Origin of the sequence: Pseudomonas sp. CFSAN084952 (assembly GCF_009648855.1) — a bacterium.
GTDB lineage: Bacteria > Pseudomonadota > Gammaproteobacteria > Pseudomonadales > Pseudomonadaceae > Aquipseudomonas > Aquipseudomonas paracarnis.
This window is the reverse complement of sequence record NZ_CP045767.1, coordinates 2,402,687-2,417,005: the sequence shown is the minus strand read 5'-3', so window position 1 is coordinate 2,417,005 and position 14,319 is coordinate 2,402,687. Positions and strand designations below refer to the sequence as shown.

Genomic DNA, 14,319 nt, shown 5'->3' with positions numbered 1-14,319 from the left:
CAACCCAACTCCGAAATCACTGTCTGTTCACTAAAACAGTGATCATTGCCAACTTAGTTACCTTCATCAAACAGTGATGATTACTATTTTAGTGGGCACTACAATTCACTGATCGGGTCAATGACTACCGGATTTGATTTACGCTATAAATACGTCAGTCATCCTGATTACCGCATTCAAGCCAGTTCGAAACAATCACAAAACCTCAACGAAATTGTAGCTCGTGGGAGCGCTTATGCCTGCACCGTTCACTCCATTCCCCATCTTCGCACCGTACGAAGATTGGAAGCCGGTTGGTTCCACTGACGTACCCGAAAACCTAGACGTTCGACGTAGACTCGACCAAGTCGAACCAGCATGCCAGGCGTATCTGAGCATCCTATGTTGCTCGCATTTTCTCGAATATTTGTCCCATCGGTGGACACCAGGCCGGGCTAAAGTCCTCTATACCGAGACCTGCCGATACCTTGAGCAGATGCTGAATTGGAGCTTCAAAACCGGTATCTCACTATTGGACTGGGAAACGCCGAACTTCCTGCAATTTCTCGATTTTCTATGTCATCCGCCTATTGATTGGTGTGCAACTGCGTCAAACCAAAAATATATGTTGTCAACGGGACAGGCTTTCCGAAATCGGCCTATCAACGACCGCTGGAATATCTTTTACCGACATATTGATGATACGGGCGCTGCGAAGCCACCAAGCCGCCGGGATGTGCGTCGCTGCGTAAAGGTCGTGAAGGATTTTTTTACTTTCTATATTTCGGAGAACGACATTTCGGAGATCGACGCCACAAATGCATTACCTGATGGATCACCGAGCATCCCACCACGAGCCAACCCCGCCCAGAACACTCCAAATGACCTCCTCCATACCTTGGCGAAAAGCCGGCCTTTGATCACTTTTGAGCCCCATGAGCTGGATTGGGCGTTTCAACAGATCGCTGACGGTGCTGTTCCGATATTACGGCCGGAGCAGATCCTGTTCTACATGGCGATTGCCCGGTTCTCCGCCATAAAAATCTCCCACGTCCAGTCACTGAGCCAGTTTCAAAAGAATCCGGATGGTGTCTGGGTTTTCGACAATGGTCTGGTGCCCACAACTATGATGGAGCTTTCCCAAGAGTTCTCCGCTCACTTGGAGCGTTACCTCCAATGGTACGCCTTAGACCCCAACGAGACGCTGCCATCAGTGCCTGCGTTCCCTACCAATGATGGTAGCCAGAGCTATGTGCCGGACGCTCTCCATCAACACCAAGTCGAATATGGTAAACGACTGGCGGATGCGGCTTTCGCTTGTGCAGATGCGGCGATCGCAAGGGCCGAGAGCAAGTTCAGGCACATGTTGTTCACAACGATTCGTAGATCCACGAGTTTCACTCACAAGGCCAGAGTGTCTGAGTATCAAGCCCAGTATTATCGTGAGCGCGTTCAAAAGGCCAGGGTGGCTCTACGAGCTCGGCTGTCGTGAATCAAGCCTCCCGCGAGACGGTCGTCTTGACCCTACGGGCTTCCATCCTCACGCCTGCGCGCTCCGCTTGCCTGAATAAACAAGCCCCCTGCCCCACACCTGAGTCTCTATGACCTCTAGGAAAAGCTACGCACGACGTTAAATGATCGATAAGATTGGTCGTATCTCAGTTGTGCGAGCCAGGTATGGCAAGGCCTCCAAAGGCAAAGGGACAGAAAGCTCCCACCTCAAAACCCAAACCCCAGCAGAAGAAGGTCACAAGTCCTATTTCAACGGGCGGGCGCGGTGGTGCATTCGAGCAACGCGTGCAGGCTGTGCGGCTGCTCGCTATGTGCCTGGGCATCCCGTGTGCGGGGTTGCGCGAAGGATTTGTCATCGTAGGGTTGCTGTTCCAAGGTCGAGGGTTTGACCACAACACTGACGACCTGGTTGTCCACGCTGCTTCGCCGAGCACTGGGCAAAAAGCGACCATCAGAATGCAGATGAAGCGGTCACTCAAGGCGACTGCCAACGACGTTTTTACTGAGGCCGTAGGGCTTGCGTGGCTCGACTTCATCAAACCAACTTTTCAACGCGGACTGGACGACAATCTGATCGTCTATCACGTGTCCAGCTCGTCATCCATGGAAGGCGCGGTCGAGGTTGTCAGGCTGGCCTTGGCGTCGATTTCGCATGAATCTTGGCACGTCCGTGTGCAGTCAGAGGGGCTGAGTAATGCTCGGAACCGAACTGCTTACGCCGCCATCAAGGCTGCAGCTGAACAATATAATGAGGCAGCGGTTAGCGACGAAGACCTGCGCCAGTTCGTGTTACACCTGAAGTTCGTGCCCCACGACCTGGACTCAGATCGTACCCAGGAAGTCGGATACCAAAAGCAATTTATCGCTCAGGCATTACCAAGCCGGGACAGCGGCGCAGTGTGGGCGCAGTTGCTGTCTGTGTGTGCTGAGCTCAATGGCACGGCCGGAGAAATCGATCTTTCTTCTGCTTCAGCCCATCTAGGCGAGCTTGCCAAGGAATTTCATACGGCCAAGCTGATACGCGACAGTGTACGCGCCTGCCAAATGGGCACGATTTCTGTCAGCCAAGAACGCGCATCAGAGCTTACCCCGCTGGCGGAATACCTCGCTCCCCTCCTCTCCGTTGGCCGCGCTGCCGGCAGCACACTGATGACTGATGACCTCCCCATCGCAATCCAAGGGTCGGAAACTACATTTGCTACGCGTCAGCTCGACCGCATCAGCACGCTGCACAACGATCGCCGGTACAAGGATGCCTTAACTCAGCTGGAGCTCCTCGAAGATGAGCTGGGAACGTTTGATATCCACCAGAAAGCCCGTTGGCATTTCCTTCGCGGAATGTGCTTCTGGCATCTTGGGGACGATGAGACCGCCTCGACAGATCTTGAGACAGCCGCAAACCTCTACGCCGACGATGAGCGCATTGCTGCGGGTCATGTCCGGGCTCACATGCTTAAAAATGACGTGCAGGCTGCTCTTCAGGTTGGCCAGGCGGCACAGGCTCGCTTCCCGGAGTCGTATTCGGTATGGATCGCTTACACCAACGCGAGAGTCCTCATTAGAGAACAGCTAACTGAAGACGAGATCCCCGAAGCCTTTCGCAATAAGTCCGGGGCCTGGCAGATGGTGGCCAGTTCCAGGGCTGGCGCCGGGAACGAGCTTGGTGCCGTCAACGCTATCAAGATAGCTTTGGAGCAGCCTGACAGTTCCATTTTCATCGTTGAAAACTATCTGCGTTTTGCCCTGCGACTCGCTACGGACAACCCGTTCCATGTGAACACGCGATCTCAGCCTCAGGATCGACGCGAGCTCATCATCGATGCCATGTCCAAGTTTGAGGATCGTGAGGCTGCGCTATGGGCCGAGCAAAGCCCCAGGACAAAGACTGACGTCGTGTTCCACCTCGCCTATGCGTATCTGCTATTGGGGCAGCCGGCTCAGGCGTTAGACATGATCGAGCAAGGAAGGCAGCGAGGCGTCCCAGAACATGAAACCTCGGCCCGAGTGGAACTTGAGGCCCTTTGCGATTTGAATCGTGAAGGTGAAGCGGTTGATCGTTTCTGCGATCGCCTTGATCAGCTTCCTGATGACGCACTGGTGATCTTCGGCCAAGCATGCTTGGTCGCTGGTAAAGAGGTAATGCTTGAGGCTGCCTACGGCGTTCAGGTGAAGCGGCCTGTTACGGATGAGTCGGCGAAAGTGCTGCGGATACTCCGCCACATGCACTGGGAATTGTTGCTGCGTCAGCAACGCAATGATGCAGTTCAGCAGGAGCTTTCGCAGCTAGGTGTAACTCCCCAGAACAGCAATATTACCGATGGGGTTTTCGCTGCTCGAGCCTTCATCGATAACGAAGCAGTGCGCCAGGCATTCGAGAATCGTGTAGCCGAACTTGCACCACAAAGCTCCGATTTGCTGGAGCTGTCCATGGCATCGCAATGGATGCTCCATGCACGGCGTCACGATGACGCTATCGCAATGCTTGAACGCGTGCTTCCTCACGACTCGTTCACTCCACTGCACGTTGATCTTCTTCACGCCTACGCCCTAACTGATCAGCGTGCGAAGGTTCGAGATCTGCTGGAGTCGCTTCCAGGTGAATGGCGCCAGTCCGCAGATGTCCGAAACGTGGCTTTGAACGTTTACGGTAACGCCGGTGATTGGCCCAGGATGCGTGAAATCGCAGAGATGATCGTTTCTGAGACCCCTCTCGAAGCCAGTGCATGGTTGTTGCTGATTCAGGTTCTAGCCAACATAAACTCTGAGCAGATGGACGCGTGCTTAGCTACGCTTCCTGTCTTTCTGGAAGGCTCTGCTCAGGATCAATTGAAACTTGCTAACGCAGAGATCATTCGGGGGATGCCTGATCGAGGCATCGCTCGCATCTACCGAACCATGCGAGTTAGCTCGGGCAATCTTGAGGCTGCTGCCAGTCACATTTCACTGATGGTGATGGCATCCGGCACAGTGGATGCTTTCCTCACCAACCCAGTTGAGGTCGCTAGTGGGACGACAGTCGAACTCGAAGACGGCAACGGCGTCAGTGGTTACGTTTCAATAGATTTTGACATCGACCCACCGCTCCCGCCGACCGCGGAGTTCATCCCTGCGGACTCAGCGCAGGCTGTCGCGCTTATTGGTCTCAAAGCTGGCGAAACCACATCGATCCGCAGTTTGATAGGAGAGCAGACGCTCAAGGTTAAGCGGATAGTGACCATTCACCGACGCCTGCTCGACCTATCATATGGGCAGGTATCAAGCGCGGTCGTTCCGAGCAAAAAATTAGTCGCTATGACTATCCCCACGCGTGAGGATGGCGAGCTGGACATCTCCTTCTTCATTGAGCAAATCGAACGAAAAAAAGCACAGGGTCTGAACACAATCGGGCTATATGGCCAGCACATGGCCACGCTTGAACTGATCGCGCGGATGCTGGGTGTGGATGTGATCGATCTCGTCAGAGGCTGGCCCGATGAGGGGCCTTTGCTGGAGATATCGATGGGCGTGGGCCAGACCCACGATGCATTCTCCTTGGACGCTGCCCGTGATCTCCCATGGGTTGTCGATCTCTCTATGTTGGTGGAGCTTGCGACGTTGGGAATGCTCGATGTTCTGGAGCGCATCCCAAAGCTTTACATAGCTACTGCCACCAAGCAGGCGATCGAAACGAAGATCGAGTCGTCATCGCGCTTTCGCAAGGGAGGGACGCTCTTTTCACACGACGGGCAGCTCGGCATGCAGGAGCAGACAGAGGAAAATTGGCGTCGGAAGCGTGCTTTTCTCGACTCAATCTGTGCCGCTATTGATGAGTATTGTGAGGTGGTACCGGCATACGGCCCACCTTTATTACCGGCACAGATGCATACGCTCAAAGACATTCTGGGTGACGGAGAGTACGCATCCCTACTTGTCTGCCTGGAGTATGGCGGTGGCCTGCTGTCGTTAGACGCCCGCCTCCGAGCCATTGCAGGGTTTCTGGAGATCAAAGGAGCATCTCCTCAACTGCTACTGGCGAATGAGCTAATTTCAGGGCGCTTGTTGCGTGCCGAGTACTCCCGGGCAATTGTTCAACTGGTGATGGCCAGGCGCAGCTTCGTCTCGATCCAAGCTGCAGACCTTATCTCCATGATGGATCAGGGTGAGGCGTTTGCAAACATAGGTATAAACCGGTTGCGCAGCTATCTGGCCGAGCCGAACCTCACACTAGATAGTGCCGTACCCGTCATAACTGATTTTGTCTGTCTGATGTTCTTACAGGTGCGCTGCAATCTTGGTGTGATGCTGCAGCTGATCGAATATTGCTTTGAACCGATGTTCCGCCACCCAAGCTGTCCTGATGATTTCCATCGGCTGGCGTACACACAGATCCTGCTCACATTAGCAGGTGTGGAAATCAATTCTGTGGCCCGCAGAGCCATAGGGCACAGACTACATGTTGCGATGCAGCGCGCAGAGCGACCTAGCAAGCCGGTGACATTGGAAGCGAAGGTTTCCTTCGCTTATGCAGTCCCTTTCTGGGCGGTCGTGGCGCCCTCACCGCTGGCTTCAATTCGGCTTGAAGCCCAAAATCCTGCGCCGGCATCGGCTGAGAGCGGTCATACCGAGGAAAGCAGGAACGTGGATTAGCTTCCGACAGGGATCATATACACGCAGTGCTTGTAGGGCGTGGCTCTCCGAGCTCAGCTGTCGTGAATCTAGCCGCCCGCCAGGCGGTCGTCTTGACCCTGCGGGCTTCCATCCTCACGCCTGCGCGCTCCGCTTGCCTGAAGCTCATAGTGATATGGTCAGTTAGCGATGCACACATCTTGAAGCTGGTTACTTTGATGCGCCCTCGCCCTGCCCTGGCGTTTCGCGCTTCATTTTCAAGTACGCAGCTGCGGGGGATGAGCCCCAGAGTAGCCTTGTACCTGGCTTTCAAATGAGAGCAAGGCTTGGTCAGTCCGAAGTGCGCAGCTTGAGCGTCCAGTCTAGCAAGCTATCACCGGCAGCTGCAGGTAGTGAATCATCCTTCGGAGGATTGCCGCGCTTCCAAAGCCTGACTTCTATAACGCTGTCTTTCCAGATCACGACGCCACGATCCCCCGCTGGGCCATCGAACTTGAGTTTCACACATTGGCCTACCAAAGCCTTCAGTGCATCTGACCTGTACAGCCGGTTATTAAACATCACACCTTGAGCAGTCACCTTTAGTTTAGTGTCCATTTTGTTCCCTCGATGATCGTGGTCTTTCCAGAGCATTGGTACCAGGCCGAATGAACCTACAAGCCGAGATCGCGTGCGAACAGCTTGCAGCGAAGGCTGTCCGTGGCTAGACCATCTTTCACAAGTTTTTCCAACAACACATAAGTTAGATCAGCCCATGAACCTACTGATTTAGTCCAATAAAAGTCGTCAATCCATATAAACGGTTTTTTGTCATGCTGATCTTTAATGTATGCGAGCGTCCTGATTGCCACCGCTCCCTCACCTTCCAAAATTTCAATTGGTGGTTTGAAGAGCGACTGTAGATGCGTAACGTCCGTGCGAGAGTAATCGTGATACATTGCATTCGAGTGAAACTTGCCCACAATTTCCTCGAACATCGTTCGGAGCTGGCAGGCAGAATATGCATAGCTTGCGGTTTGCCAGATAAAACTTACCTGCTCGGCGTCGAATCCGCATTCCAATGAGGTATTCAGCACTGTGTAATAGGCTCTGCGTACTGAAAGAGAAATTCCAGTGCCAGCTACCTTATAGACCGAGCCGGCTCGGCGAACTTTTCTAATCTTCCTAATCCTTTCATTGTGGATAGCAACCCTTAACTCGACCCTACGCTGTATCTCTGCAAGGGTCAGATGAGTGGAATCCTCCTTCCCCACCTGCCAATGCCTCATTCGTTGTGTGAGCCTCATCACGGCACGCTCCACAATCCCGTTCAGTTTTCGCGCGCTATATTGGACTTTATATCCTGCACCCAGGATCACGCTGACCAAGGTCGTAGAGTGAAAGTCTCTACCGTCATCGATTACGAATTTTGGAGTACCCGACCCTAGCCGCCCTGACGACAGAGCCCCTGCCAACGCATCGCTACGGCTTCCGGTAGCCTCTATTGTTTTGTTGAGTACACAGCCGCAAATAGGATTAAGCATGAGGACAAGATATGGGCGGCAAATCACTGTGGCGCGATCTTCTTTGTACGCCAGAATATCAAGCGCTATGACCTCAATAACCGGATCTGTGCTCATCGCCTGACGCCCCCGCGAACCATCAAATCTAATTGCTGTGATAATCATGTGTGGTCAGCCCATAGATTGATTATCCCGCAGTAGGAATTTAGGGTGTTCGCCTGGTGCCTATTGCAAACGGATTCTGTTTATTTATCTTAAAACCTTTTTGCCCATCTGGTCATTACGAATGATTTCTATGAGGGTAGTTCTAAACCGCAGTCTGTCAAGATCGCTCTGTGAAAAAAAAAGGAGCCCCATCTTTCTCATCGGCTAGTTTTGCAAATCTCGTTAGTTAGTACACTCAGCGCACTAACTACATAATGATGAAATATCATCATTTCTATCAGAAGTTCCATTTGATCTCTGCGGTTCGATTCCTTTAACTTACGCGGAGCATTTTTAAGAAAGAGCCGTAATAGCTATCTTGAAGTCGCGAAACCGCGCTGAACCTCGCCAGCTTGAAACATAGGTATCGATGACCTTATTTCCAGGGATCGGTGAGCTCAACTGAAAATTTGCAGGTGGAGTCCTGGGTTTCTTGATAAACAAGTCTTGCGCCCTCATCATGAAAGCGGGGGCCCTTCTTCTTTTGTCGGCACTCTGCCTACATGGAAGGGAAATCGGCTTAGCCCACTTCCCTGTCGTGCTTCCAGCAACGCTGTGTATCCTTCGGAGCCTGTACCTGATCTGGACGCTGCCATACTCCGGGTATCGAGCACCACTTAAGGAATGAATATGCTGATCGAGTTCGACCTGAACCATAATGACGCGCAAGCGCTGTTGAACCACTGCACTGAGCATCAGCCAAACTCTGAAGATTTTCGAGAAAATGCTCGCCTGAGGGAGGCTCTCGAAACGCTTGCAACGGCAATCAACGACGCGATGAGTCCTCGAAAAGAACGCTACGAATCATCGGAAACGATCGACCCTAGGGTGCTTCATGCAGCAATGGCTTTATTCGGCGACAAGAAAAGTGCGGTGGAATGGCTATCGAAACCCTTACGAGCTTTGGACGAGAAACGCCCGAGGGATGTCTCCATCGAGCAGGCCCTGACGCTACTTGCGCGTATTGAGCATGGGTTTGGAGCCTGAAAAGCCTTACAAGACATTCATTCCAAAATGGTCAAGGCACGCGAATTTCCCCCGAATGTGTCCTTTTCAATGGGTTCGGCGCCCTCGCCCGTATCTAACTAGCTCGCCACGCGTTTGCGCCGTTACCGATTGCTCTATCCAGTCTCAGGTTCCTGACTAAACCTTTTCAAGGTGGTTCGGATCTGTCCTTGAATGGCCAGCCATGGGCGTCTAGATTCCTGCAATACGAGCTCTGAGCTCGATTACAAAGTCCTCGATGAATGAAGAGACCATTGCAGTGTGGGGCATACCCGGCGCCATGCTCTGCCTCATTTCATCGACCCGGTTTAAAGCACGCTGAATGAGCCGAGGGGATCCTCCCTCTCGAATATCCTCTTCTAGCTCCATTAGAGTTCGCTCAGCCTGGTACCGCAACAGGTTGAGGACTCTGGTACGGCTTTGAACCAGTTTCAAGCGATTGAGCGCAAAAACGCTAATCGTCGAAAGCGCCCGCACCTTCACCCATTCATCATCCGTATTCGCCAGCACAATGCTGTAGGTGGATTTTGACCACTTGAGGTAGTCGGCAGGATCGTCCACCATCGGATCGAGTAGGTGATGCCTTTCGTCATTCAACGATCCCCCGAAGTAGGCGCGAACCCCCGCAATAGGAAATTGATTGGCTTTGCCGTGGGCCTGGTCAGGTTTTCGGGCCCGCAGCGCCAGTAAATCTTCTTCCGTGAGGTTTTCAGTTGCAATGTGCTGAAACCGGTTTTGGTTGCACGGTGTACAGGCTGGCAGCAAGTTTTCCCAGCTATGAGTGAGCCACCAATACCCGGGATGATTGTCCTCACCGGTTACTCCACCTTTGGGGCGGAAGTGCTCGACGTCCATGTCGTCGCCGACATCCGTTTCGCAGTAGGCACACTTGTCATGGAACAGTGTGCGCAGGCTGATGGTGACGTCATCATTTTTGTACTGCAAAAATGTGTATGTCTTGGGTCTCGGTTTCGCCGTCGGATCGTAGGTACTGTAGGAAACGGCTGCGGCAGTTTTCTCCTCTTGGACAGGCCTGCTCGGCCCAGCTAGTGATGGAGGCGCGGTCACCGTCGTTCGGTCAACATACCGCATGCTCAGTCCTCGGCCCTTGTAAGAGCTTCGATGATGGCCTCAACCGCCTCCGCTCGGAGTTTGGGGCGTATACTCCCGCGCTCTGATTCCCGGCGTTCCAGGTAGGTCGCCAAAGCCTCCTGCACCACCTGTTCACTAGGGGAGTCTCCGACGAACAGACGCCCAACCAATTGGGAGGTAGCTGCGGCTGGAGTGACCGTCACTATTCCTCGATCTGAAGTGTGCGCAACATCGCCGGCGATGCTGGCTAGCTTGATTTCAGTTGCGGGGTCAGTCGTACTGGCCAGCCCGAAATAGTCGGAGGTCAGAAGCTGCTCGGCTGTCATCCCTCTCACGTTAGGCAAGTCCTCAAGGGCTTGAATCCGCCCACTTTGATCTCGTTGCAACACCATCACCTCCCCATCGTCCATTCCGCGCAAACATAGCGGATCATGGGTAGTCACGATGAACTGCACACGAGGGAACACCTTGCGCAGTGAGGTCATGACTTGCATCTTCCATCGAGGATGAAGGTGCGTCTCAAGCTCATCGATAAGCACCAGGGCTTCCGCTTTCTCGAGGTTCTGGGATTCATCGATCAGCTCACGGATAATGTCGACCGTCATGACAAATACCGACCGATAGCCCTCGCTGAGCGCGTCGATGGGAGTTACGCGGCCGTTGGCCCTGACTGCCAAATGGTCAGGTTCAATGATCAACTCATCGTCCTCGCCCAGAGCCAATATGACCCGGAGTGCGGCTGCGATCGTATCGAACCGAGCCCCAGTTTGCGCCCTCAGCCAATCTCCTGGATATGGAATGGTCGCCAAAGGGTCGAACAGAGTTCGAACGCGAGCCGCAGCCCCCGGTTTGTGATAGCGCTTTTTAGTGTCGAAGAAGCGGCGCGGGCCGTACGCCAATATCTTAAGTGCGGGATCTTTGAAGCCTTCCGGCTGGTGGTGTGCGGGGTCATACTCAAACACCGCAGGTTGCTCGTGAAAATGAAAGTCAATCTTCACATTGACCACCTGCTGATCAAGCTGATCGAAGCGGTTTAACGCTGCACTATGGGCCAATGCTGGCAGGTATTTTTTTAGTTTCTTCGCCTCATGGGTGCCAATAGCGGCTAGCGCTATAGCGGCCAAAACGCTTGACTTTCCGCTCGAGTTCTCACCTAAAATCATCAAAGCTGGCGCTCCAGCCCTTTCAGGCCGCCTGATCGGCATCTTGAGGTTGAGCTGCTCAATGGCCTTGAAGTTCGAGATGTGTACCGATGCAATATCTCCCGATTTTAGCGACCATTCAGGTGTGCGAATGGTCTCCATATGCAAGCCGTGATCTAAAGCTGGGGGCTTCGGCGGATCTAGCCTACCTGACCGAACCTCATCTATCGCCAGCGGTAGCCGAGCTTTGGCTTCGCTGGTGCAATTTTCCCAGAGCTCTACAAACCGATCGGCGAACTTCGCCTCTGCCCCTACGCTGGATCTGCCGTCGGGTCTCCAGATAAGCAAAATTCGTTGAAGAATATTGATTACTGCCCCTGAGTGTGGGGCGCTCAAATCCAGGCTTCGATGGAGCTCGCTCACCAGACTGCCGTCGAGTAGGTGAAGCACGCGCTGGATCGCTTCGTGCCTGGCTTCAACCAGGCGTGGGCGATTCAATGTGAAAACATCTATTGTCGCGGCACCTTTAGGGGTCTTCGGACAGATCAGTCCTCCCGCGGAATAAAACACATTTTTCCCTGGATCCTCCGCGGTCGGGTCGATGAGCAGAGCACGCTCATGACTTATGACGTCCGTGAAGGCTGCCAGGAAATCTGCGCGCTCATTCTCTAAAGGAAATCTGTCCCCTTTGCATTTTATGCAGACGTCGCAGGCATAAAACAGATTCCTCCATTCAAACGCCAGCCAGAGGTAGTAGTCCCAATTGTCTTCAGCATCACCTTCTACACGCCGTACAGGGCGCATATGTAGAACGTGACCATCATCGTTGAGGGGAGACTCACAAAATGCGCATTTGAAGTGGAAGACACGCGCCAGCTCAAAGCGTAATCCCGGATCAAAAAACAAATCCTCATTCAGATTATCTCGTCTCTGCCGGCGCTCACTGGCATCGCGACGCAAATATGAGAGGATCTTGCGACGCTCTTCCAGGACTTTGGGGGAACGAAGAAATCCAGGTGCTGCTTTGGGCCTAAAAATCCTGAGCATCAGTACCTCCTCCGTGAGAGTTCGACTGCGTTGGGTGAGCCAGGACGTGGTCGATGCTTCGCGTCCACATCGTTTAGGGGCGGACGATACCAATTGTCACAGGCATGGGTCGAGCATCAGGTGCCATTTCCATTCGTACTACAAAAACTCGACTCCGGGTAATAGCGGCTTTATCCACCTGGGAGTGGATAACATCGGCCCGAATGCTTGCCTCATGAGGCTGCACTCCTTCCTTCGTGCCAGCCTTACCCGACTGACGATGTCTTACTGCTTACCCGGGCTGCGATGGAGGGATTGGAGGTCATCTGGCGCGATGGGTACCGATATAGCAAGGCAGAGATCTTGCTGATGGATCTGCACAAGCGCGGCGAATTTACGGGTGATTTGTTCACCCCTCCCCAGCCAGCGAGGTCGGACGAACTGATGCGCGTACTGGATCGCATCAATGTGAAATTTGGGAAAAACCCCCTTCACTAGGGACGAATGCCGATTGAGGCAGTGTGGGCGATGAAGCGCAGGATGATGAGCCGCAGCTACACGACGAACTTTGATCAGTTAATGAGATACCGAGCCTTCTAGCAGCGGGGCCAGAAGGCATCAGGGTAGCTGATTAAAGAACCGTAATGCCTATTTAAACTCGAGCCAAAAGCTGATTTACATATTCCGCAAGCTCTTGAACAAATGCTTCATACTTCACCGGATCAAGATACTCCTCCACGATTTGCGCCGTTCGTTCGCTCGACGCAGACATAGATCCACGTTTTAACACACGCTCCACCTCAGACAGCCATTTCTCGTTCTCGAACTCTCCTGCGGGCTCTGGAAGGCCAGGGAATCTTTCAACAGCCTCCTTGACCTTCTGAAGATCAAGCAACGCTACGAATGATGGCTTAAGGTGCATCACTTTGGTGGTGCTGCTTGGTTCGATACGTCTAGCCATGCGTAGCGAATGTGGGTCGCCTTCGAGGACAAACACGGCGTACTTTCGAGACTCTCGAAGGAGTTCAAACAGGCGACCTGACTGCGCTACTCCACCCAGAGCCACAGCGTTTACGTCCCCTACTCCCAGGCGCTTGGCCAGTCCGAACCTAGCGCGCATCACGTCGACGAACCGCTCGTCGAACTTTCCCTCAACAAACAGGGTCAGATCAATCGCACTCTTGTTTGGAACATGCTCTGGTGCTGGAGGCAGCTGTGACGCCTCAGCTTCGCGTTCAGCTTTAGCTTCTTTGAATACTTTCGCGGTACCTTGGATTCGACCAGCACGCGCGAACAGCGGCATCCAACCGTTCCCTCTCGCCCAGATCAAAGGAAGAGACGTGTTGGGAGTGTTGTGATCAAAAACGAGCAACCCGCCGATGTTGCCGTAACCAAGATCCGATCTGGCAGCAATTCGGCAATACCGCTTGATGCGATCCAACGTTCTGGCGCGCTCAGACATGGGGAGCCCATTGTAAAAGGGAGCGTCGAGGTCGTTAACCGTATCCTTCGTTGAGTACTCGAGTGCAGATATGATCGACGCCCCAGTCTCATTGACCAGCTTCGAAATGCCCTCAACGTACCCTGCAACCGTTAATACGTATACGTTCCGAGATTTGGTCAGACTGTGGACTTCCTCAATGACCCTGGCAATGTCAGTGGCTACAGACTGGCCTGTCCCGATTACATCATCCAGCAAGACGATATTCTCAATCTGACTGAAATCGATTTCGTCTTCTTCATCCTGTGTGAAGAAATCAGATTCAGAGACTTGAGCAGCCAGTCGATAGTGGTAGGCCATGACGGCGCCACTCTTGGATGCTTGGCCAACGCCCGCGTAGAGCGTGTTGCTCTTCTTGATCGGAGCACCCTTTTCGATGGCTGCGCGTTCTAGCTTTGCCTGAGCCACTTCAAACGCAGCACGTACGTCTCGCTGAGCCAGTACGTCGATATTTTCAAGGATACGGATAGCTAAACCGTAGTCATCTCGATCGAACTGCAATACCCATCGAATCACATGGTCAATGGGTACTGAAGTGGGCCAACAGCCCACCGCACGCTCTACTCGCTCTATTTCACTGGCTATGGAAGACGGTAACGCATTTATCATTCCCTGACTCCGACACATTTTGGCTTCAAAGCGATGCTAGCGTTTTTTCATAGGTAAAAACCATGCTGAAAGGTAGTGTGCGGAAATTGAAGCGCTCTATTTCCATACGAACCAGAATCGTCCTCCCTCTCAGGCTGGATCA

At 53.1% G+C, this 14,319-nt stretch carries 9 protein-coding genes; 4 read left to right on the top strand and 5 right to left on the bottom strand.

The window, feature by feature from the left end:
* The first annotated feature begins 235 nt into the window (after window positions 1-235).
* Together GH769_RS29080 and GH769_RS10895 are read left to right on the top strand one after the other, a co-directional pair.
* Window positions 236-1,471, top strand: coding sequence for a hypothetical protein (locus GH769_RS29080; protein ID WP_239688369.1), 1,236 nt, complete (start codon window positions 236-238; stop codon window positions 1,469-1,471).
* A gap of 185 nt (window positions 1,472-1,656) precedes the next feature.
* On the top strand, window positions 1,657-6,117 hold the full coding sequence (locus GH769_RS10895) for a lipopolysaccharide assembly protein LapB (protein WP_239688370.1): 4,461 nt from the start codon (window positions 1,657-1,659) through the stop codon (window positions 6,115-6,117).
* A gap of 309 nt (window positions 6,118-6,426) precedes the next feature.
* Here GH769_RS10895 and GH769_RS10890 read toward each other — a convergent pair whose 3' ends face one another.
* Window positions 6,427-6,693 carry a Mu transposase C-terminal domain-containing protein gene (locus tag GH769_RS10890; RefSeq protein WP_032902552.1) on the bottom strand — a complete coding sequence of 89 codons (267 nt, stop codon included), beginning with the start codon at window positions 6,691-6,693 and terminating at the stop codon, window positions 6,427-6,429.
* A gap of 56 nt (window positions 6,694-6,749) precedes the next feature.
* Window positions 6,750-7,763, bottom strand: coding sequence for a hypothetical protein (locus tag GH769_RS29075; protein WP_239688371.1), 1,014 nt, complete (start codon window positions 7,761-7,763; stop codon window positions 6,750-6,752).
* A 669-nt stretch (window positions 7,764-8,432) separates the two neighbouring features.
* On the opposite strand from GH769_RS29075, the gene GH769_RS10880 reads away from it, so the two are divergent.
* Complete coding sequence (locus GH769_RS10880; protein ID WP_032902554.1) at window positions 8,433-8,789, top strand: MbcA/ParS/Xre antitoxin family protein; 357 nt, start codon at window positions 8,433-8,435, stop codon at window positions 8,787-8,789.
* A 210-nt stretch (window positions 8,790-8,999) separates the two neighbouring features.
* Here the strand turns inward: GH769_RS10880 and GH769_RS10875 are convergent, their stop codons facing one another.
* Both GH769_RS10875 and GH769_RS10870 read right to left on the bottom strand, forming a co-directional pair.
* Window positions 9,000-9,899, bottom strand: coding sequence for an HNH endonuclease (locus GH769_RS10875; RefSeq protein ID WP_032902555.1), 900 nt, complete (start codon window positions 9,897-9,899; stop codon window positions 9,000-9,002).
* 2 nt (window positions 9,900-9,901) lie between these two features.
* Window positions 9,902-12,088 (bottom strand): AAA family ATPase, encoded by a 2,187-nt coding sequence (locus GH769_RS10870; protein ID WP_050587230.1) that lies wholly within the window; start codon window positions 12,086-12,088, stop codon window positions 9,902-9,904.
* A gap of 483 nt (window positions 12,089-12,571) precedes the next feature.
* Here GH769_RS10870 and GH769_RS29415 point away from each other — a divergent pair, with 483 nt between their 5' ends.
* A complete protein-coding gene (locus GH769_RS29415; RefSeq protein WP_256586494.1) occupies window positions 12,572-12,667 on the top strand; it encodes a DUF4113 domain-containing protein in 96 nt (31 codons plus the stop codon).
* 52 nt (window positions 12,668-12,719) lie between these two features.
* Here GH769_RS29415 and GH769_RS10860 read toward each other — a convergent pair whose 3' ends face one another.
* On the bottom strand, window positions 12,720-14,177 hold the full coding sequence (locus GH769_RS10860) for a hypothetical protein (RefSeq protein WP_032902556.1): 1,458 nt from the start codon (window positions 14,175-14,177) through the stop codon (window positions 12,720-12,722).
* Window positions 14,178-14,319 lie beyond the last annotated feature (142 nt).